This is a genomic window from Nocardiopsis sp. L17-MgMaSL7 (genome assembly GCF_003182025.1).
Classification (GTDB): Bacteria; Actinomycetota; Actinomycetes; order Streptosporangiales; family Streptosporangiaceae; genus Nocardiopsis; species Nocardiopsis prasina.
Genome location: NZ_QGTF01000005.1, coordinates 334657 through 355026, shown reverse-complemented (window position 1 = coordinate 355026; position 20370 = coordinate 334657). Strand labels below are relative to the sequence as shown.

Sequence of the window (20370 nt, the reverse complement as noted above, 5' to 3'; positions counted from 1 at the left end):
CGGCGACGGCGCGGGAGGATCCCCTCCCGCGCCGCCGCGCTCACCGGTTCCGCACCGCGGGGATCAGCCCCCGCTGGGCGCCCAGCGCAGTTCGACCACGGCCCGCTGGCCCTCCTCGACCACGCTCACGCCGACACCGACCGCGCCCCACTCGCCGGGCGCCTTCACCTCGCCGCCGACCAGCAGTTCGCGCAGGTCGAAGAAGCCCGCCAATACGGCGTCGTCCATCTCCTGCATGGTCTGCTGGAAGACGGCGTCGTCAGCCAGCTGGCCGGAACCCGCCCTGCCGTGGGTGACGACCACCGTGTCGCCGTCCATGCTCACCTCGGGCTGCTGGGCGGTCGAGTAGGGGCCACCGAAGGCCTCCTCCAGGAAGCCCTCGATCGCCTGCTGGTCCCCGCCGACCGCGTGGTACTGGAAGGACGGCTCCGAGAGCCCGTTCGGGTCGAACGAGGTGAGGCCGAAGGCCGTGGAGCCGCCCAGGAGCGAGGTGAACCCGTCCGGCAGCGGGGCACCGACCGAGTTGAAGAACGACTCCATCTCGGTGCGGTCGCCCTCGTTGAGGAACGGGAGGCCGTCGCTCTCCCAGGCGGTGCTCAGGGACTGGTCCATGCCGCTTCCGGCGAAGGCCGCCACGGTGCCGGAGGGCAGTCCGCCCATGGCCTCCGTGCTGGCGCCGGGGGCGTCGGCCAGCCAGGTCAGGGCCTCGTCCTCCACCTCGAAGCCGAAGACGTCCATCCGGGCCTCGAGGTAGTCGCCGTCCACCCGCATGGAGGCGGTCATGCGCCCCTCGACGGCGGAGTCGAGTCCGGTACCGAACTCGGCCGCGAGCTCCTGGTCCATCCCGGTCAGCTCGCTGAACGCGCCCAGGTCCATCCACGCCAGGGCGATGCTGCCGTTCGGCACGTCGCCGAGGTCGCCGGTGTAGGTGTCGTTGCCCTCCAGGTCGCCGTGGGCCGACATCTGGTCGTTGTACTCGTTGATCTGGGTCTCGTCCTCGGCCATGACCACGAAGTCGTCGACCATCGTGTAGTCGAGGTCACCGTCCTCGCGGAGCCCGTCGAGCGTGGCCTCCGCGGCACCGGCGTCCGTCACGGACAGCGCCAGCGCGAGTGCCATGCCGTCGTCCACCGCGGCCTCGGGGTCGCTGGCGGGCCAGGCGGCGACACCGGCCTTCTGCCCGATCCACTCCTCCACCTCGGACTCCTCGACCTCGAAGGTCTCGGCGAACGCTGCGGCGAAGACACCCGTGGTGTCCTCCTCCACCTCACCGGTCTCCTCGGTGACCTCTGCGGGGAGCTTCTGGGAGAAGCTGATGAGGTCCATGATCTGGGAGCCGTCGATGTCCAGGTCGACCTTGCCGAAGGCCACGGAGTTGCCGGGCAGGACGGACTCGGGCTGCGGTCCGCCGAAGTCGACCAGGGAGACGGCCGCCCACAGGGTGCCGCCCATGACCACGACGGCCACACCTGCCGCGGCGGGGATCAGCCACTTGCGGCCGCCGCGCGAGGGCGGGACCTGACCGCCCGAGTACTGGCCGCCGTGGGGCGGCTGACCGGGTCCACCGGGACCCATGGGGGCACCGGGTCCACCGGGACCGCCCGGGCCCATCGGGGCGCCCGGCCCCTGAGGCGGCGGTCCGCCCGCACCCGGGTACTGCTGGCCCGGGAACTGCTGCCCCGGGTACTGGCCGCCGGGAGGCTGCGGAGCGGGCTGCTGGGGCGGGGCGAAGTGCGGCTGGCCGGGGCCCTGCTGCTGGGGGAACCCCTGGCCCGGCTGCTGCGGCGGCTGCCACTGGGGCTGCTGTGGGGGATCTGGGTAGGACATCGGACCTCCGACGAGGGTGTTCGGGACAGGCGCGGGCGCTGGGCCAACAACGGGTCTGATGCGGGGAAACACCGAGTTGTTCACACACGACCGCGAGAGCACGACGGCGGTGCCCCGTCCACGAGGACGAGGCACCGCCGTCGCGCGGTGACTACTCCGGGGCGGAGGTGAGGTCCACGCCGCTGTAGGCCGAGAGCTTGCTCAGCCGGTGCTCGCTCCGGACCTGGCGCACGGTGCCGCTGCGGCCGCGCATGACGAGGGAGTCGGTGGTCACACCGGTCGACTCGTAGCGGACCCCGCCCACCAGCTCGCCGTCGGTGATGCCCGTCGCGGCGAAGAACACGTCGTCCGAGGAGACGAGGTCGTCGGTGAGCAGTACGCGGTCCAGGTCGTGGCCCGCGTCGATCGCCTTCTGGCGCTCCTGGTCGTCCTTGGGCCACAGACGGCCCTGGATGACCCCGCCGAGGCACTTCATGGCGCACGCGGTGATGATGCCCTCCGGCGTGCCGCCGATGCCCAGCATGAGGTCCACGCCGGTACCCCGGCGCGCCGCCATGATGGCGCCCGCGACGTCGCCGTCACTGATGAACTTGATCCGGGCGCCCGCGTCGCGCACGTCCTGGACCAGCTGCTTGTGGCGCGGACGGTCCAGGATCACGACCGTCACGTCCTGCGGCGACTTGCCCTTGGCACGGGCCACCGCGCGGATGTTCTCGGCGGGCGACGCGGCGATGTCCACCACGTCGGCGGCCTCGGCGCCCGTGGCCAGCTTCTCCATGTAGAACACGGCGGACGGGTCGAACATGGTGTTGCGCGGGCTCATCGCGATCACCGCGATGGCGTTGGGCATGCCCATGGCGGTCAGGGTGGTGCCGTCGATCGGGTCGACCGCGACGTCCCAGTCGGTGCCGCCGCCGTCGCCGACCCGCTCACCGTTGTAGAGCATGGGGGCGTTGTCCTTCTCGCCCTCGCCGATCACCACGGTGCCGTTCATCGACACGGTGCTGATCATGTGGCGCATGCCGCGCACGGCCGCGCCGTCGGCGCCGAGCTTGTCGCCCTTGCCGACCCAACGGGCCGCGGCCAGCGCGGCGGTCTCGGTGACGCGGACCAGTTCCAGCGCGAGGTTACGGTCGGGCGCCGAGTGCTGCGCGGACGGGCTACTGGACTGCGACATGGACGTGACACCTTCCGTCAGGAAACAGGGTGGGGTTCTCTCTTAGGGTAGTCACCCGACGTGACCTCCGTTTATCGCGGTCCCCGGGGAGGGCGGCGCGCGTGTCGGACGCCACCCGGCCGGACGAACGCCCGAGCGGGGGCCGATCACGGGCGCGCCCGGGTGATCCGGGTGCGGGTGGTCGGGTATCACCGAGCGCGACGAGGCCCGTAACATCGTGCACCTGAACCCGGATCGGCCACGCCGTGGCGGTCCCGGCTGCCGGGAGAGCAGTCGTCAGGCGCGCCGGTCGCGTCAAGCCCGCCGCCGCGAGGCAGGGGGGAGTTCCCGGGGTCTCCCAGGGGAACGCTCCAGGCTCGTGGGGACCCGGACAGGAGTGAGGGCGTGACAGTGGACAAGACGGACAAGCCCGCGCGGGTCTCGCCGCGCGGCGCGGCCACCCGCAGTGCCCTGCTGCAGGCGGCGGCCCAGGTGTTCCGCACGGTGGGGTTCGCCAGGGCCGGAGTGAGCGAGGTCGTCTCGGTCGCCGGGGCCAGCGTCGGCAGCCTCTACCACCACTTCACCGGCAAGGCGGACCTGTACGTCGCCCTGTACGAGGAGTTCCAGCAGCGCCAGCAGGAACGCACCCACCAGGCGGTCCGGGACGCCCGGTCCGACGGTGAGAGTGATCCCACACGGCTGATGAACATCGCCGCGCACGCCTACCTCCTCGGGTGCATCGAGGAGCGCGACACCGCGCGGCTGTTCTTCAGCGGCGACGGCCCGCCCGGGTTCGACTACCAGCTGCGGTCCCGGCTCACCCAGTGGACCGACCGCAACGTGGCCCTGTTCCGCAAGGCGGACGAGCCCGTCGACGAGGCCCTGCTGATCGTCGTGAGCGGTTCCATGCTCCTCGCCGTGGCCGAGGTCGTGCGCCGCGACGACGCCGACGCCCACCGGCTCGCGGACGAGATCACCGGGCTGCTCACCGAACTCGAACCGCGCCACCGCCAGCGGGACTAGGGCGGTCTTCGGGTCACTCCGCCCACGCGTCAACGGACGCCTGCGGCGCGGTGCCCTCGCGTCACCACCAGGCTGCCTCTCGACGCACCGATGAAGCCCGCACAGCCGACCCCGGCTCCCGTCAGGGGCCCGGTCGCCGCTCACACCCGCTAACCGCACCCCAGGTCGAAGTGGCCCGAGAGCTGGGGCAAGCTGGTCATGTCATGAGTTCATACAGCCGGGCCAACGCCACCTTCAAGAACTACGCCATCTCCCTCGGGGTCGTCGTCGCGATCATCCTGGTGATGGCGTTCGTGGTCTCCACACGATCGGGTGAACGCATCCCCGAAGTCCAGTTCCGCCCGGACATCGAGGTGCTCAGGAGCAGCGCCGAGTATCCGGTGACCGCCCCTGCCGAGGATCTCCCCGAGGGCTGGACGCCCACCAGCTCCACCCTGGACCTGAACGGCCCGGTCGAGTGGACGGTGGGGTTCGCCACCCCGAAGGACAGCCACGCCAGGCTGGTCCAGAGTGACGACGACCCCGACACGGTGGTGCGCGACAGCGTCAAGGACGCCGAGCCGGTGGGCACCGTCATGGTGGGCGACCAGGAGTGGGAGCACCTGGAGTCCGATGACTGGGGCGCGCTCGTGCTGCGCGGCGACGATCGGACCCTGGTCGTCGCCGGCAGCGCCGGTGTCGACGAGTTCGCCGAGCTGGCCGAGCACCTGGAGACCTTCCCCGTCCCTGAACCCGAGGACACCGAGGAGGGCGACGGCGCCGAGGCCTCCGAGGCAGCGGACGCCGACTCCTAGGGCGAGTCTTTGGTGCTTTCGCCGGTGGCGGCGGAGCCCATCGCTGCGAGCGGCCGTGTCCCCTCCAGCCCAGCGGTCCGCCCGGCACACACGAAGGGCCCCGTCGAACCGTCCGGTTCGGCGGGGCCCTCGACGTCGGGAGGCGCCTACTCGGCGCGCAGGTCCCGGCGGAGCTCCTTGGGCAGCGAGAAGGTCAGGGTCTCGTCCGCGGTCGTCACCGCGCTCACCGAACCGAAACCGTGCCCGGCCAGCTTGTCGAGCAGCTCACGGACCAGGATGTCGGGCACCGAGGCGCCGCTGGTCACGCCCACCGTGGTGACGCCCTCCAGCCAGGCCTCGTCCATCAGGGTGGCGTTGTCGATCAGGTAGGAGGCGTTCGCCCCGGCGTCCAGGGCGACCTCGACCAGGCGCACGGAGTTCGAGGAGTTGTCGGAGCCCACCACGATGACCAGCTCGCACTCGGGCGCCATGGCCTTGACGGCGTCCTGGCGGTTGGAGGTGGCGTAGCAGATGTCGTCGCTGGGCGGGTCGAGCAGGTTCGGGAACCGCTCGCGGAGGGCGTCGACGGTCTGGTTGGTCTCGTCCACCGAGAGGGTGGTCTGGGACAGCCAGGACACGTTGTCGGGGTCGCGGACCTCGACCTTGTGGACCTCGTCGGGGCTCTCCACGATCTGGATGTGGTCCGGGGCCTCACCGCTGGTGCCCTCGACCTCCTCGTGGCCGATGTGGCCGATGAGGATGATGTCGCGGTCCTCGGAGGCGAAGCGCTGGGCCTCCTTGTGCACCTTGGTGACCAGGGGGCACGTGGCGTCGATCGTCTTGAGCTGGCGGCGCTGGGCCTGCTCGTGGACGGCGGGCGAGACACCGTGAGCGGAGAAGACCACGATGGCGCCCTCGGGCACCTCCTCGGTCTCCTCGACGAAGATCGCGCCGCGTTCCTCCAGCGTGCGCACGACGTGCGTGTTGTGCACGATCTGTTTGCGCACGTAGATCGGGGCGCCATACTGTTCCAGTGCCTTCTCGACGGTGATGACCGCCCGGTCGACTCCGGCGCAGTACCCCCGCGGGTTGGCGAGAAGCACACGGCGTTGGTTCGTGGCAGTCGTCATCGCACTCATGGGACACATCCTAGGTGTGATCCGGCGCCGTGGGTCCGGGTGTGGGAAAGGGCACCGACGTGGGTACATCCACGGCGGGACCGCAGGCAGGTGACGTCGGTGCGACCGAACGCACACGATCCGGCGTCGAAGTGGCGAAATCGTTCACTTCCAGCCCGCTCATGCTGTTACTCCCTCCTCTATCCTGGTTCACCATCGCATCTGTATGAGGCGGTTCGCCCTCAACTCGGCCTTGCCTTGTTCGCTGGACGCGCGCCGCCGGCCCAACGCCGAGAGCATCAGGAGCCCCCGTCCTATGTCGAACCCGACCATCGTCACGAAGCTGACCACCCTCGTCAGGGGCATCTTCGGGCGCAAGGACCCGGTCGTCACGACCGTGCAGGACAAGAAGGACGAGACCCCCGCCGCCACGGACGTGACGTCCGAGGACACGGTCAAGCAGGCCGAGAAGGCCGAGGAGAAGGCCGAGACCGCCCCCGCGGCGGCCGCCGAGACCCCCGCGGACGCCGTCACGGAGACCCCCGCGGAGACCTCTTCGGAGACCGCTGCGGAGGCAGCCCCGGAGGCCGCCCCGAAGACCCCCGCCGAGACCACCTCCGACGCCGCCCCGTTGGTCGAGGAGCCCACGGACGAGCCCTCCGTACCGGCCACCGCCGACCTCCCCGAGGACGGCCCCGCCCTGGCCGAGGAGCTCGAGGCCGCCGAGGCCCACACCACGGTCGCCAGCGACGACGTCCTGGAGCGCGTCCGCAAGGAGGCCGCGCCCGCCGCAGAGGACCTGGCCGTGCCCACCTACGACGAACTCAGCCTGCCGTCCATCCGGGCGCGCCTGCGCAAGCTCACCATCGAGCAGGTCCGCGACCTGCGCGCCTACGAGGTCGCGCACGAGGCCCGCCCCGAGTTCATCAAGATGTACGACAACCGGATCGCCAAGCTGGAGTCCGAGGCCTGAGCGGGGTCGCGTCCGTGGGCGCGTCCCGAACCACCCCCGCCGTGCGGGCCCCGGAGGCCGACGCCCGGACACACGTCCGGGAACGCGCCGTCTCCGGGGCCGCGCGTCCCCTCCTTCACCGAAGTGTCCGCACCCTGGCCTAGGCTCTGGAGCCATGGGCATGGAGAGTTCGGCGGAGTCCCCGCAGCCGGTCAGGACCGTACTCCAGGCGGTGGGTGGCTGGATCGACCGGCTGGGCGCCATCTGGGTCGAGGGGCAGATCGCCGAGCTCAACTCGCGCGGCCGCATGTCCTACATGACCCTGCGCGACCCCGTCGCCAACGCCTCCATCCGCGTCCTCTGCGAGACCTCCGTCCTACGCCGCCAGGAACCGGCCCCCGGGCCCGGCGACCGCGTGGTCATCCACGCCAAGCCGGACTTCTACCAGCTCAAGGGCACCTTCTCCCTGCGTGCCCGGGAGATCCGACACGTCGGGATCGGTGAACTCCTGGCCCGGCTGGAGCAGCTGCGCCGGACCCTGACCGCGGAGGGCGTGTTCGACCCCGCCCGCAAGCGCCCGCTGCCCTTCCTCCCCAACACCGTCGGCCTGATCTGCGGACGCGACTCCGCCGCCGAACGCGACGTGCTGGAGAACGGCCGCCGCCGCTGGCCCGCCGTGCGCTTCGAGGTGCGCCAGGTCGCGGTCCAGGGGGACCGGGCCACCCGCGAGGTGATCGAGGCCCTGCACGACCTGGACACCCGCCCCGAGGTCGACGTCATCGTCATCGCCCGAGGCGGCGGCTCCATGGAGGACCTGCTGCCCTTCTCCGACGAGGCCATGGTCCGGGCCGTGGCGGCGGCGGGCACCCCGGTGGTCAGCGCGATCGGCCACGAACAGGACGCGCCGCTGCTCGACCACGTGGCCGACGTGCGCGCCTCCACTCCCACGGACGCCGCCAAGCGCACCGTCCCGGACGTCGGGGAGCAGCTGGAGATCATCCGCCAGCTCCGCGACCGGGCCCGCCGCGTCATCCGGGGCGGCGTCGACCGTGAACTGGCCTGGCTCGCGAGCGTGCGCTCCCGCCCGGTCCTGGCCGATCCGGTCCGGGAGACCGAGCGCCTCACCGAACAGGTGCTGGAGCTGCGCGACCGCGCCCGCCGCAGCCTCACCGCCTCGCTGGACCGCGCGGCCGACACCCTGGTCCACACCGAGGCCCGGCTGCACGCGCTCTCACCGGCCACCACACTGGCGCGCGGCTACGCGATCGTGCAGCGCGAGGACGGCTCCGTGGTCCGCTCCGCCGCCGAACCCGCGCTGGGGGAGACCCTGCGCGTGCGGTTCGCCGAGGACGGCCTGAGGGCCACCGTCGACGCCCTGGACGGCGAGGGGGATCCCGAACCGCGCCCGGCAGGGAAGAAGCCGGCCACGGGCGGCTCGCGCGGCAGGAAGAAGAAGGCGGCGCCCGCCGCCGAGGACACCACGGACAACGCAGCCACCACAGAGGGGGAGTAGGCATGGCCGACCAGAGCGAGGCCCCGGAACTGAGCTACGAGGAGAGCCGGGAGGAGCTGAACAACGTCGTCCGCAGACTGGAGTCGGGCGGCCTCACCCTCCAGGAGTCCCTGGAGCTGTGGGAGCGCGGCGAGAAGCTGGCGCGTGTCTGCGAGCACTGGCTGGAGGGGGCCCGCGCCAAGCTCGCCGCGGCCATGGACGAACGCCGCGCCGACGAGCCCGGGGACGACGACACCCCGTTCTGAGGTCCGTTCCGCCGCTGGTCCCGGGGCGGGGTCCCGGCCTCGCGAGCGGCGCACCGGTGCCGTGCCGCCTCCGGCCTCCGCGGGCGTCGGAGGTCCGGGCGGAATCTACTTGCGGCCGTTGAGTTCGTCGCCGAGGTTACGCAGGTTGCCGGGCAGGCCGCGGAAGACCGCGACCACGAGCACCAGCGCCGTGCCGAGGAACAGCCACGGGGCGACGTCGGCCAGCCGGGAGGCCAGACCGAGGATGAGGACCCGGGCGAACCCCTCGTTGCCCAGGGCCAGCAGACTCTCGGCGGCGACCACGGCGACGAAGTAGGCGATGGGCGGGCTCACCGACAGCGACAGCAGGTCGCCGGGTCTGACCAGGGCCGCCGTGACCACGCAGGCGAGGGTGAAGGCCAGCCCGGGGGCCGCGGGGATCGACACCAGGTGGGCGATCATGGTCCCGGCGAAGCTGAACACGACGATGAGCAGCACCCCGCCCCGGCCGGTCAGCCGTGGCGGGCGCCAGGGGGCGGCCGTCGTCTTCGGGTGACTGCGCGCTGTCCTGTCCGGGTTCGGGTGGCTGCGCGCGGACCTGTCCGCGCCCGCCGCCTCCCGACCGCGACCGTTGGACCGCACGAAGTACGGGGCCTGTCCGGATTCCGGACCGTCCGACTTGCGCGGGGGCATGGTCGTGCGCCTCCCCAGTTTGTTACTCACGGTGTTCAGTGTGTCACTTCTCGTGAAAGTTCGGGGGTCATTCCTGGGATCGTGTCGCCATTTCGGCCACTTGCCCCTTCCGGGGGGATCGTGGCTTCCACCCCTTGGACGCCGAGATCTCCCCTCCTGGTTCCGGCCGGTTCCCGAGAGGTGGCCGGAAAGTCACTCGCCGCGAACGACTCCCTCTGACGGTTTTTGGGTCGAACCGTTGTAGCCGTTATCCGCATGCCGAATACCGCCGTACTCGGCCGCGCTCGCGACCTTCAGGTCCGACACGTCCGTGCCGCGCGCCTCCGGCTCCGCGATCCCCGCCGACGCCTCCGTCAGCTCCGGTGCCGCCACCGTACGCGGCCGCTCCTCCACCCCGGAGAGCCGGTCCAGGTCACCGTCGACCAGCCCCAGCTCACCGAACCGCCGCGCGGTCACCAGCACCCTGCTCTCCAACGACCCCACGGTCTGGTTGTAGGCGCCCACCGTCCGGTTCAGCGCCCGGCCCAGCCCCTCCACGTGACCACCCAGTGTGGCCAGCCGCGAGTACAGCTGCTTGCCCAGGTCGAACACCTCACGGGCGTTCTCGCTCAGCGCCTCCTGCTGCCACGCGTACTGCGCGGTCCGCAGGAGCGAGATCAGCGTCGTCGGGGTCGCGATGTGCACCCGTCGCCCCATCGCGTGCTCCAGCAGTCCGGGGTCGTACTCCAGAGCCGGGGCCAGGAAGGCCTCACCCGGGATGAACAGCACCACGAATTCCGGCGCCGGGGTGAACGCCGACCAGTACGACTTCGCCGCCAACTGGTCCACGTGGGTGCGCACGTGCTTGGCGTGCGCCCGCAGCCGCTGCTCCGAGGCCGCCCCCTCCCCGGCCTCCACGGCGTCCAGGTAGGCCGCCAGCGGCACCTTGGAGTCGACCACGATGTTCTTGCCGCCCGCCAGCCGCACCACCATGTCCGGCCGCTGCGCCCCCGACACCGCCTGCTCCTCGAAGTCGCAGTACGCGGACATCCCGGCCAGCTCCGCCACCCGCCGCAGCTGGAGCTCACCCCACCGGCCGCGTGCCTCGGGCCTGCGCAACGCCGTCACCAGAGACTGCGTCTGGTCCCGCAGCCGCTCCGAGCCCTCCCGCACGAACTCGACCTGCTTGGCCAGCTCCGCGTGCGCGGCGGCCCGACCGGCGTCCACCTCCCGGAGCTGGGTCTCCACCCGGTTCAGGGTCGCGGTCAGGGGCTCCACCATCCGCTCCACGGCACGGCGCCGCTCGTCCAGGTCGCCCCCGGCCTCGGCGCTGACCGCACGCAGCCGCCCCTCGGCGAGTTCGAGGAAACGCTGGTTGGTCTGGTCCAGGGCCTGCGCGGACAGCGCGCGGAACCGGTCCGCGAGCTGCTCCTCCACGTAGGCGGCGCGCTCCTCCGCCGCCCGGGCGTCCGCGCGGGCCTCGGCGTCGCGACCGCGTGCGAGCAGCCAGCCCACGGCGGCGCCGATGACCAGACCGATGACGAGAACGAGTACGAGTGCGAGGGCGTCCATGGCGCCATGCTCTCAACCCCCGGGGGTCGTGTGCCCGCCAACGCGCAGGACCGCAACCGTGCGGTGATCCACGGCACGCCTCCACGGACGGGGCGCCGAACCCGAGGCCCGACCACCGGCGGGCCCTGACCGGAACCGGCCACGGGCGGGGGTTGTCGGAGGGGGAGCCAACACCCACGCTTGGAACCCCGGTGACGTCGGGGGCGCGACACCGGTGGAAACCGCGCGCACCACGCGGCGCCCCGAGAAAGGTCACCACATGCGCCTCGCCACCCACACCAGCGGAACTGGGGAGCGCCTCGCCCTCCTCGTGCACGGCGGCACGTCCCTCCACCGGACCTGGCACGCGGTCGAGGACCGGCTCGTCCGGCGCGGCTACCGGGTGACCGGGGTGGACCTGCGGGGCCACGGCGACAGCCCGCGCGGCGAGTACACTACCGAGGCGTTGCGCCAGGACCTGATCGACACCCTTCCGACAGCGGCCGAACTGGTCGTGGGTCACGCCATCGGCTGTCTCGCGCTGTCCCTGGCCCTGGACCACCTGCGCCCGGCGCGGGCCGTCTACGTCGACCCGGCCTTCCGCGTCCCGCCACAGCCCGAGGGCGCCAGTGATCGGCTGCGCGCGGTCCTGTCCAGCGCCGACGCCGACCAGGTGCGCGAACTCCACCCGGGGTGGAGCGACGAGGACGTGCGGATCGAGCTGGCGGGCTTCGCCGCCGCCGACCCCGACTTCCACGCGTGGGTGACCGACCACCTGGCGGGTGTGGACAACTTCCCCAAGGCCGCGGAGGTGCCCTCCCTCGCGGTGATCGCGGGCGTGGGCTCGCCGATCGGTCCCGAGGGCGCCCGCACCCTGGCCGAACGCGGATTCACCGTCCGCACCGTGGAGGACGCCGGGCACAACGTCCACCGCGACGACCTCCCGGGACTGTTCGCGGCCCTGGACGGCTGGATCTGAGCGGCGGTCTCACCGGTCCGCGGGGGCTCCCCGGCACGACCCGAGGGCCGTGCGCCACACGGTGACGGCGTCCCAGAATTCGCTGGGCGGCTCCTCGGGCGCGAACATCCACATCCGCTCCCACGCGGGGGAGGCCCGGCCGGAGATCTCGGAGCGCGCCTCGTAGGGAGGGTCGCCGCTGATCGGGAACCACAGGTACTCCAGCGGGTCCATGAGCGCCATCAGCCGCTCCTCCACGCCCCGGTCCGGGCGCACCTTGGTCATCACCCAGGGCCGGAAGCGGCGCAGCACCTCCAGCCCCCCGGCGATCACGTCCGGCTCGGTTCCGGAGGTGTCGATCTTGACCACCGTCGGGAAGGTCGCCGCCGTCTCGTTCCACCGCGACAGGGTGGCCGTGCGCACGGTGATGTGCGAGAGCCCCATCCGGGTCGAGTTCACCAGCCGGTTGCACATGTCGTTGTGCAGGGCGCGGCGCAGGTGCCCGCTGCCGTTGTGGTTGCTCAGGGCCAGGTCGACGACGCCGAAACCGAGGTCGCCGGAGGCGGAGACGGCGCGCGCGGCGGCGGCCAGCTCCGGGGTGGGCTCGAACGCGAAGACCGGTCGGGGCGTGCGCGCGGCCGCGAGCATCGAGTACACACCGACCCCCGCGCCGACGTCGAGGACGGCGCCGGGGCGGGTGTGGTCGAGGATCGCCATGAAGCTGGCGAGGCTGTCGGGTTCGTGTCCGGACAGGCCCGAGGCGGCGAGGCGGCGGGGGACCGTGAGGTCGCCGGACAGCTGGAGGGTGATCGTGTCCGCTCCCACCCTGCGCCGGTCGTCCTCGGGGCGCGGCAGGTCCAGGGTGAACCTGCGGTTGCGCGGCGGTACCCGGGCCGGGTCCAGACCGCCGAACCGCCTGGGCAGGTGCACGCGGAGCTGTCGGGTGGCGAAGCGCACGAGCGGATACCGGTGAACGAGTGCGCGCAACTGGTCCTGGACCACGGTGTCTTCCCCCCAAGAGAACGGAGCCGTGATGACTGCTGCCGGGAGCTGCTCGACGCTGTCCTGTCGGCTCGATCCCTGCTCGTGGTGCCCGGCCGCACCTCGAACCTACTCTTCGTGTCCGCCCCAGCGCACTCTGTTTCCATGATTGGCCGCACGTGCCCGGGTCGGCCCACCCGCCGGTCCGCATAGACTCTGACCTTGTGAGTCTGTCTATCGGGATCGTCGGCCTGCCCAACGTTGGCAAGTCCACCCTCTTCAACGCGCTGACCAAGAACGACGCTCTGGCGGCGAACTACCCGTTCGCCACCATCGAGCCCAATGTCGGAGTCGTGGGCGTGCCCGATGCCCGGCTCGGGAAGCTGGCCGAGATCTTCGGGTCGGCGAAGATCCTGCCCGCCACGGTGGACTTCGTCGACATCGCGGGCATCGTGCGCGGCGCCTCCACCGGTGAGGGCCTGGGCAACAAGTTCCTCGCCAACATCCGCGAGAGCGACGCGATCTGCCAGGTCATCCGGGCCTTCGAGGACGCCGACGTCACCCACGTCGACGGTGACGTCGAGCCCTCCCGCGACATCGAGACCATCAACACCGAGCTGATCCTCGCCGACCTCCAGACCCTGGAGAAGGCGATCCCGCGCCTGGAGAAGGACGCCAAGCGCAACGCCAAGGACAAGGACTCCCAGGAGCTCCTCAAGGCCGCCCGGGCGGCGCAGGAGATCCTCGACGAGGGCGTCTCGCTGTCCCAGGCCAAGGACGTGGACCTGGACCGGCTGCGCGAGCTGAGCCTGCTCACCGTGAAGCCGTTCATCTACGTGTTCAACCTCGACACCGACGAGCTCGCGGACGAGGCCCTGCGCACCAAGCTCCAGGACCTGGTCGCCCCGGCCGAGGCCATCTTCCTCGACGCCAAGATCGAGGCGGAGCTGGCCGAGCTGGACGACGACGAGGCCCAGGAGCTGCTGGAGTCCCTCGGCCAGACCGAGTCGGGTCTGGCCCAGCTGGCGCGGGTGGGCTTCGCCACCCTCGGCCTCCAGACCTATCTGACCGCAGGGCCCAAGGAGGCCCGCGCCTGGACGATCAGGAAGGGTGACACCGCCCCCGAGGCGGCCGGGGTCATCCACACGGACTTCCAGCGCGGCTTCATCAAGGCCGAGGTCGTCTCCTTCGGCGACCTGGTCGCGGCCGGGGACATGCAGTCCGCCCGCGCCGCGGGCAAGGTCCGCATGGAGGGCAAGGAGTACGTGATGGCTGACGGCGACGTGGTGGAGTTCCGCTTCAACGTCTGACCCGCACGAGCCCCGAGGGGGCGGGCCGAGTCCTCTCGGCCCGCCCCCTTCGTGCTTGCCCCCGGTCTCGTCGGGGTGTGAGCGGTGCCGTTGGTCCGGGCCACGGCCCGACGCGTCGAAGCTGACGAACGGGAGAAGCGCGGCCCGCCCCAGGGGAGCGTGTGGGATTATCGCGCCATCCCGGGCAGCGGGGTGGGACCCGGTTCCTCCGGCCCTCGGCAGTCGGCGGACGCGTGGGGCCCGAGTGTCGCTGGTTACATCCGGTCAACGGTTTCCTGACCACTCAGGACACATCTTGCTCACCAAGCGGTGACCAATCCCTTTACGGTCCGGCCAGAAAGGCTCTGACGTGCACATCCTTAGGAAGTGGTCAGTGGTGAATTGCCGTACTCTGCACCTTTTAGGTGGTTCCTTCGCACGGGTCATTGTGATCCGGGACAGGAAACGCGGACTCGTCCTGGCCGCTCCCAACCCGCACAATGCCTCACTATAGGGATGGGGTAGACAAGGGCATGGCGGAAGGCGTCGGCGACGGCGCGCGGAAGTCCGAGCGTCGGCACAATGGCCGACGCGTCACTGTGTGCAGGACCAGGAGGCGGGGATGGCCAAGACGGCGCGGCGCGACACCGCGGTGCGTGACCGGGTGGACGACGTCGAGCACGAGCTCGACGCTCCGCGCCCCCGAAGGCCCCGCGCCGGGGCGGGCGGCCGCTGGTGGGTCGGCGTCGGCCGCGTGCTGCTCTGGGCGTTCATCGTCGTCGTCGTCTTCAACGGCATCTGGTTCCCCATCCGCAACGGCTTCTCCCTTCCCAGCAGCAGCGCCGAACCCGAGGTGAGCGACAGCCTCGACTTCCCCGAGGCCTCCGCCGCGGCCTTCGCCCTCCGCTTCGCCGAGTCCTACCTCGACACCTCCGACCCCGAGGTCCGACTCACCTCCCTCGCGGCCTTCGTCCCCGACGGACAGGTCAGCCAGCTCAACCTCCCCGCGGACAGCCTCGCCGGTGAGAACCTCACCGTGATCGCCGTGGACGTGCGCGACGAGCACAACGCCGTCGTGGCCATCCGCGCCGACGTCAACGACGAGGCCATGAGCCTGGAGGTGCCCGTGTACAGCGACGGAGCCTCCCTGGTGCTCTCCGGACGCCCCGCCCTGCTCGCCGCGCCCAGTCAGGCGGAACTGCCCCCGGGCCCCTCCTTCGACGCCGACCCCCAGGCCGCCGAGCAGCTCGGCGACGTGCTCACCGGCTTCTTCGAGGCCTACGCCGAGGAAGCCGGCCACCTCGACCGCTACGTGGAACCGGGTGCCACAGTCACCCCACTTCCGGCGAACAGTGTCGAATTCAGCGAACTGTCCGTTATGCCGGTGCCATCCCAGTCCTCGACCGGGGATGATGACGTACGACAGGTGGCGACCACCGTGGTCTGGGGCCTCCCCTCCGCCGACGCCGACGACGGCGCGGGGGAAGCCGGACAGATGGTGCAGAACTACCTGGTCACGGTCGTGAACTCCGGAAACGAGTGGTACGTGCGTGACATCCAGGGCGCCCCGCACTCGTTCGGTGACTGACCGACGACGGGGCCTGTAGGCAAGGAGACCAGACGAACCATGCGCACACCAGTAACGACAGCGGAGGAAGGCACCTGACATGCTCCCCCTGTTGTCCGCCACCGCCGACACCATGACGGTCCTCGGCGCCGCCGACCCGATCTCCCTCGCGGTCGAGGCCACCCCCGCGCAGAACGCCCCCGACACCGGCGGGCTCGCGGACTTCCTGCGTGGCTTCTTCGGGCCGCTGTTCCTCGTCATCGTGTCCATCGTGGCGATCTTCTTCCTGTTCACCAGGGAGATCACCCGCTTCATGCAGTTCATCATCCTGGCGATCTTCATCGGGATCGTGTTCTACGTGCCCGGCATCATCGAGGTCATCGCGGTGGCGCTCGCCCGAGCGATGGGCGTATCGACGGAATAGGCGAGGGAGGCCGGAATCGTGGATCTGCCCACGTACACCAACATCTGGCGTATCGAGAAGCGGCTGTACAAGCTCTACGATTTCCGGCTGCCCATGCCGCTCCCGGTGGGGACCTTCGGGGTCGCCCTGGGCGTGTTCGCGCTGTGGGTGGTGCTGCTCAGCATCCTCAACGCCCCGTTCGACTTCGGCAACGGCTGGCACCTGGTGCTCTGGGTCGTCCCGCCGGGAGTGATCACCGTGCTGGCCACCCGGCCGGTGATCGAGGGCAAGCGCCTCACGGAGCTGCTCATCTCGCAGGCCCGGTTCCTCACCGAGGCCCGCGTGTTCACCCGGCTCGCACCCGAGTACGAGCCCGCCGAGATCAGGGTCTCGGTGCGCGTGTGGCACCGGGACCCCGAGGCCGGGCCGCTGCCGCTGACCCGGAGCGCGGCCCGCAGGGCCCAGGCCGAGGAGGCCGCCGTCCAGGAGGCCGAGCCGGCGACCGGGGTCGAGGAGACGCCGGTCCAGGAGAGTGACCGTCGCGCCGCGCCTCCCCTGCGAGGCGTGCCCGTACGCCAGCCCGCCCCCGTCGTCGAACACGACGACTCCGTCGAGTACACCCCCGCGCGGAAGGTTCCGGTCGCCGTCGCCGCGGGACTCGGACCCGACACCGCCTCGACCCAGGAGGACGACGCCGTGGCGGAGCACGGGGACCGGTCCGAGCACCATGCGATGGCCAGTGACACCTCGGAGGAGCCCCACCGGGGCGTCGGCCGCCGTGTCCTCAACTACTTCGGCTTCGGCCTGTCCGCGACACCCGTCGAGGAGGAACCGCGCTCCGACCAGGGGCGGCCGGACGAACCCGGCGACTCCTTCGACGAGCCCCTGTACGTCACCGAGGAGGACGAGCAGCGCGACCGCGACGAGTGGTTCGCCCGTCTGCGCGCCTCCTCCGGGGAGACACCCCTGGGACTGACCTCCAAGAGCGCCTACTCCGACAGCGACACCGGTGCCATGAGCAGCGCCGAGCTCTCCGACGCGGTCAGCCCCCGCGAGCCCGACCACTCCCGGCGTCGCGCGGAGGAGATGATGGCCGCGCCACCGGAGCAGGAGTCGCCCGCGGCCCGCCGCCTGCGCGGCCGGACCCAGGGCATCCAGGTGGCCAGGGACCACGCCGACCGCCGCGTTCGGGACGAGCCCGAGCCCGCCCGCGAGCGTGCCCAGCAGGCCCCGCCCGCGAGGCCCGAGCGCGCCCGGGGGACCGCTCTGCCGGACACCGCCGGCACCGAGGACGACCGCCCGGCCAGGCAGCGCCGCGAGGGTAGGCCCCACGCCACCCCGTGGGCGCTCGAATCCGAGGGCGGGAGCAGCACCGACTACCCGGACCTGTCCGACTACGCGGCCCGCTTCGCCGCCGCGACGGGCCGCCCCTCGTCGGCTGGGAGCGTGTCGGCCGCCCCGTGGCTGCCGCCGGCCGCGGCGACCCCCGATGAGCCCGAGAGCCCCGAGGAGCAGGAGCCGATCGGCCGTTCCGAGGCGGGCCCGCAGGTTTCCCACGCCACCCACGGCCTGGTGCGTCCGGCCGCCGAGGACGCGCCCAAGCCGCCGTTGCAGCTGGACCACGGCACCGGTGAGCACGAGGCGATGCCGGTGGAGAGCGGCGGGCAGGCGGCCGAGCACGGGACCCGGTGGAACGAGCACATGTCCGTGCTCGACCGCCACCTGATCAAGGCCGACACCCCGGCTCCGCCACGGCCCAAGTTCGCCGACGCCGTGCCGAGCAAGGAGCGGGACAACGAGCGCCGCGATCCGGCGGACTGGTTCGACGACGGCAAGCGCCGCCACCCGGACCAGCCCAAGGTGGGGGACCGCGACAACCCGGTGATCGTGGTCAGCGAGCTCCGCGAGGAGCGCCGCGCCGCCGCCGAGGCCCGCCAGGAGGCCAGGCGCAAGGAAGCAGAGAAGCAGGCGCCCGAGGGGCCCCAGGAGCCGGAGAAGGCTTCTGTGACTCCGGAGGTTCGGGTTGCCCAGGCGGCTGAAGAGGTTCTGGAGTCTCGCACCGAGCACGACACCTCGATGGCCGGAGAGGCCGAACGAACTCTGGGGACAGAGGGAACGCCCAAGCAGACTGGGCCCGATAGCTTCCAGGACTCCCAGGGAGCGGCAGGAACCCAGGAGGCCAAGAAGGCACCCGAGCGGGCTGGGAGTGCGGAGGCCCGTGAGGTCAAGGCCACCAGGGAGATCGGGGAGCTCCGGGAGACGGAGACGGCTTCTGCGGGTGACACAGCGCCGAACGTTCTGAATCCCCATGGTGCTGATGGGGTTCAGGAATCCCAGGATGTGGGGGAGTCTCAGGGGGCGGAGAAGGCCTTTGGGACTTCGGAGGTTCAGGTTGCCCAGGCGGCTGAAGAGGCTCCGGAGTCTCGCACCGAGCACGACGCCTCGATGGCCCGAGAGGCCGAACGAACTCTGGGGACAGAGGGAACGCCAGAGCGGGCTGGGAGTGCGGAGGCCGGTGAGGCCGCGGTGTCCCAGGGCGCGGAGACGGCTCCTGCTGCTGACGCGGCACAGGATGCCCGGGTTCAGGAGACCTCCGGGCAGAGCGAGCCCGGCGCCCCCAGCGCGTCTACGGAGTCCCGGGGGGCAGTGGGGACCCAGGCGGCCCGGAGGGAGCCGGAGCAGGCTGGGAGCGCCGAGGCCAACGAGGACTACGCCGCCGGTGAGGCTGCGGAGTTCCAGGGCGCGGAGAAGGCTCCCGTGGCTGACGCGGCGCGGGCTGCCCAGGGAGTTCCTGAGACCTCCGGGCAGGCTGACCGTGCGGGGGCCGAGGCTGCCACCGGGGTGGGGGAGGCTCCTCACGGGGATCGGGAGACCGAGACGCGGGAGCAGCCCGAACCACTCGCTGTGGTCGTTGCCGAGGGACCCAAGCCGCCGACCCAGCTGGACCACGGCACCGGTGAACTCGTGAGCTTCGTGGAGGTCCGCAAGGACCCCCGCAGCGCGACTCCCCGGCCCTCGGCGAAGGACTCCGCCGCCAGGCCCACCGAGACCGAACTGGCCGAGGCGGAGGCGGCCGCGCTGCGGGCTCGCCGCGCCCGGGCTGCCCAGGACGACCCTGTCGAGGCGGAGTCGACCCCGGAGCCGTCAACGCGGGAGGACGAGGCAGCCGGTGACTCGGAGACCCACGACCCCCACGACGGGGTCTTCCACCGGGTCGCCCAGAACGCTCGTCGGATCGGTCAGCTCTTCGGTCAGCCCACCCCGGGTGAGGAGCCCGAACCACCCGCGAGCGCGGACCCCGGATCCCCTGCGGACACCACGAGACCCGACCTCGAACTGGACCACGGCACCGGCGAACAGGCCCGGCTGGGAGACACCCCCCAAGGGGTGCCCTCCCAACGGCCCCAGCCCGCACCGGCCCCGCGTGAGGAGGAGGTGGACCCCAGCTCCGGCGACCCCAGCACCTCCGGCGGCACCCGGGGCTGGCGCCGGCTGGCCAAGGTCGTCACCGGGGGCGCGGCTCCGGTCCGATCGGACCTGCCCACCAGCGACATCGAGCGGTTGCGCACCCCGCTGGCCGAACCCAGGTCCCTGGTCGTCCTCGGCTGCACGGGTGGCGCGGGGCAGACGGTCACCGCCCTGATGATCGGACACACCCTCGCCGCGCACCGCGACGACCGGGTGGTGGCGGTCGACGTCAACCCCGGCCCCAACGGCCTGTCCCGCAGGGTCGGCGCCCAGGCCCCGGAGACCCTGACCGCGCTGCTGGCCAACGCCGACTCCGTGGACGAGTACGACCGGATGCGCGCCTACGCGGGCCGCGCCGGGACGGGACTGGAGGTCGTGCAGACCCTGGACGACCCCTACGTCCAGACCCTGGACGACCGCGACTACGGGCAGCTCGCCGGTCTGCTCGGCGGGTTCTACGGTGTGACGCTGCTGGACCCGGCCGCCACCGGCGTGGCCCGGGCCCTGCCGGTCGCCGACGGCCTCGTCCTGGTCGCTCCGGCCAGCGCGGACGCCGAGCGCGCGGTGTCGATGACCTTCGAGTGGTTGGACGGCAACGGGTACGCGACGCTGCGGGCCAACTCCATCCTGGTGGTCAACGGGGTCAGCAAGCGCAGCCTCCAGGACGTGGACGCCGCCGAGCGGGTGGCGCGCGGCCGTTGCCGGGCCATCGTCCGCATTCCGTGGGACGACCACCTGGGTTCCTCGTACACGAAGATCGACGTCGGAGCGCTGCGTCCCGCCACCAAGCGGGCCCACGGCGCCCTGGGCGGTGTCCTGGTCAACGCCCTCGCACCCGCCACCTGACACCGTGGCCCGCATCCGTTGTCGGGTGCGGGCCACGGTGTCGCCCCGG

General features: G+C 71.7%; 16 protein-coding genes. 10 read left to right on the top strand and 6 right to left on the bottom strand.

What is annotated here, in order from left to right:
* Positions 1 to 63: 63 nt before the first annotated feature.
* Together BDW27_RS11445 and glpX are read right to left on the bottom strand one after the other, a co-directional pair.
* Entirely contained in the window at positions 64 to 1827 is a 1764-nt protein-coding gene (locus tag BDW27_RS11445; RefSeq protein WP_233515731.1) for a hypothetical protein, read from the bottom strand.
* A gap of 151 nt (positions 1828 to 1978) precedes the next feature.
* The gene (glpX, locus tag BDW27_RS11440) at positions 1979 to 3004 is read right to left on the bottom strand and encodes a class II fructose-bisphosphatase (protein WP_026129480.1); all 1026 of its coding nucleotides are present in this window, start codon (positions 3002 to 3004) and stop codon (positions 1979 to 1981) included.
* A 390-nt stretch (positions 3005 to 3394) separates the two neighbouring features.
* On the opposite strand from glpX, the gene BDW27_RS11435 reads away from it, so the two are divergent.
* On the top strand, positions 3395 to 4006 hold the full coding sequence (locus BDW27_RS11435; RefSeq protein WP_110049281.1) for a TetR/AcrR family transcriptional regulator: 612 nt from the start codon (positions 3395 to 3397) through the stop codon (positions 4004 to 4006).
* Between the two features lie 203 nt (positions 4007 to 4209).
* Entirely contained in the window at positions 4210 to 4800 is a 591-nt protein-coding gene (locus tag BDW27_RS11430; RefSeq protein WP_199560622.1) for a DUF4245 domain-containing protein, read from the top strand.
* A gap of 146 nt (positions 4801 to 4946) precedes the next feature.
* Here the strand turns inward: BDW27_RS11430 and BDW27_RS11425 are convergent, their stop codons facing one another.
* On the bottom strand, positions 4947 to 5918 hold the full coding sequence (locus BDW27_RS11425; RefSeq protein WP_193374254.1) for a 4-hydroxy-3-methylbut-2-enyl diphosphate reductase: 972 nt from the start codon (positions 5916 to 5918) through the stop codon (positions 4947 to 4949).
* A 295-nt stretch (positions 5919 to 6213) separates the two neighbouring features.
* Between BDW27_RS11425 and BDW27_RS11420 the strand changes: the two genes are divergently transcribed.
* The 3 genes from BDW27_RS11420 to BDW27_RS11410 all read left to right on the top strand — a co-directional run bounded on the left by BDW27_RS11420 (position 6214) and on the right by BDW27_RS11410 (position 8607).
* The gene (locus BDW27_RS11420; protein WP_110049279.1) at positions 6214 to 6870 is read left to right on the top strand and encodes a hypothetical protein; all 657 of its coding nucleotides are present in this window, start codon (positions 6214 to 6216) and stop codon (positions 6868 to 6870) included.
* Between the two features lie 154 nt (positions 6871 to 7024).
* The gene (xseA, locus tag BDW27_RS11415; protein WP_017545833.1) at positions 7025 to 8362 is read left to right on the top strand and encodes an exodeoxyribonuclease VII large subunit; all 1338 of its coding nucleotides are present in this window, start codon (positions 7025 to 7027) and stop codon (positions 8360 to 8362) included.
* A 2-nt stretch (positions 8363 to 8364) separates the two neighbouring features.
* Positions 8365 to 8607 (top strand): exodeoxyribonuclease VII small subunit, encoded by a 243-nt coding sequence (locus tag BDW27_RS11410; protein WP_017545832.1) that lies wholly within the window; start codon positions 8365 to 8367, stop codon positions 8605 to 8607.
* Between the two features lie 105 nt (positions 8608 to 8712).
* Here BDW27_RS11410 and BDW27_RS11405 read toward each other — a convergent pair whose 3' ends face one another.
* A complete protein-coding gene (locus BDW27_RS11405; RefSeq protein WP_017545831.1) occupies positions 8713 to 9279 on the bottom strand; it encodes a DUF6542 domain-containing protein in 567 nt (188 codons plus the stop codon).
* Between the two features lie 192 nt (positions 9280 to 9471).
* Positions 9472 to 10830 carry a DNA recombination protein RmuC gene (locus BDW27_RS11400; protein ID WP_110049278.1) on the bottom strand — a complete coding sequence of 453 codons (1359 nt, stop codon included), beginning with the start codon at positions 10828 to 10830 and terminating at the stop codon, positions 9472 to 9474.
* A gap of 259 nt (positions 10831 to 11089) precedes the next feature.
* On the opposite strand from BDW27_RS11400, the gene BDW27_RS11395 reads away from it, so the two are divergent.
* Positions 11090 to 11788: an alpha/beta fold hydrolase gene (locus BDW27_RS11395; RefSeq protein ID WP_110049277.1), complete on the top strand. Its 699-nt coding sequence runs from the start codon at positions 11090 to 11092 to the stop codon at positions 11786 to 11788.
* Positions 11789 to 11797: 9 nt separating this feature from the next.
* Here the strand turns inward: BDW27_RS11395 and BDW27_RS11390 are convergent, their stop codons facing one another.
* Positions 11798 to 12769 (bottom strand): FkbM family methyltransferase, encoded by a 972-nt coding sequence (locus tag BDW27_RS11390; protein ID WP_110049276.1) that lies wholly within the window; start codon positions 12767 to 12769, stop codon positions 11798 to 11800.
* Between the two features lie 203 nt (positions 12770 to 12972).
* Between BDW27_RS11390 and ychF the strand changes: the two genes are divergently transcribed.
* From ychF to BDW27_RS11370, 4 genes are all read left to right on the top strand, one after another.
* Entirely contained in the window at positions 12973 to 14058 is a 1086-nt protein-coding gene (ychF, locus tag BDW27_RS11385) for a redox-regulated ATPase YchF (RefSeq protein ID WP_110049275.1), read from the top strand.
* A 601-nt stretch (positions 14059 to 14659) separates the two neighbouring features.
* Positions 14660 to 15625 (top strand): conjugal transfer protein, encoded by a 966-nt coding sequence (locus tag BDW27_RS11380; RefSeq protein ID WP_110049274.1) that lies wholly within the window; start codon positions 14660 to 14662, stop codon positions 15623 to 15625.
* A gap of 79 nt (positions 15626 to 15704) precedes the next feature.
* The gene (locus tag BDW27_RS11375; RefSeq protein WP_017545825.1) at positions 15705 to 16028 is read left to right on the top strand and encodes a hypothetical protein; all 324 of its coding nucleotides are present in this window, start codon (positions 15705 to 15707) and stop codon (positions 16026 to 16028) included.
* Between the two features lie 18 nt (positions 16029 to 16046).
* Positions 16047 to 20321: a TcpE family conjugal transfer membrane protein gene (locus BDW27_RS11370; protein ID WP_110049273.1), complete on the top strand. Its 4275-nt coding sequence runs from the start codon at positions 16047 to 16049 to the stop codon at positions 20319 to 20321.
* The last annotated feature ends 49 nt before the right edge of the window (positions 20322 to 20370 follow it).

Coding starts and splice junctions, on each gene's coding strand:
- BDW27_RS11445 (WP_233515731.1), bottom strand. CDS start 1,827: ATGTCCTACCCAGATCCCCCACAGCAGCCCCAGTGGCAGCCGCCGCAG.
- glpX (WP_026129480.1), bottom strand. CDS start 3,004: ATGTCGCAGTCCAGTAGCCCGTCCGCGCAGCACTCGGCGCCCGACCGT.
- BDW27_RS11430 (WP_199560622.1), top strand. CDS start 4,210: ATGAGTTCATACAGCCGGGCCAACGCCACCTTCAAGAACTACGCCATC.
- BDW27_RS11425 (WP_193374254.1), bottom strand. CDS start 5,918: ATGAGTGCGATGACGACTGCCACGAACCAACGCCGTGTGCTTCTCGCC.
- BDW27_RS11420 (WP_110049279.1), top strand. CDS start 6,214: ATGTCGAACCCGACCATCGTCACGAAGCTGACCACCCTCGTCAGGGGC.
- xseA (WP_017545833.1), top strand. CDS start 7,025: ATGGGCATGGAGAGTTCGGCGGAGTCCCCGCAGCCGGTCAGGACCGTA.
- BDW27_RS11410 (WP_017545832.1), top strand. CDS start 8,365: ATGGCCGACCAGAGCGAGGCCCCGGAACTGAGCTACGAGGAGAGCCGG.
- BDW27_RS11405 (WP_017545831.1), bottom strand. CDS start 9,279: ATGCCCCCGCGCAAGTCGGACGGTCCGGAATCCGGACAGGCCCCGTAC.
- BDW27_RS11400 (WP_110049278.1), bottom strand. CDS start 10,830: ATGGACGCCCTCGCACTCGTACTCGTTCTCGTCATCGGTCTGGTCATC.
- BDW27_RS11395 (WP_110049277.1), top strand. CDS start 11,090: ATGCGCCTCGCCACCCACACCAGCGGAACTGGGGAGCGCCTCGCCCTC.
- BDW27_RS11380 (WP_110049274.1), top strand. CDS start 14,660: ATGGCCAAGACGGCGCGGCGCGACACCGCGGTGCGTGACCGGGTGGAC.
- BDW27_RS11375 (WP_017545825.1), top strand. CDS start 15,705: ATGCTCCCCCTGTTGTCCGCCACCGCCGACACCATGACGGTCCTCGGC.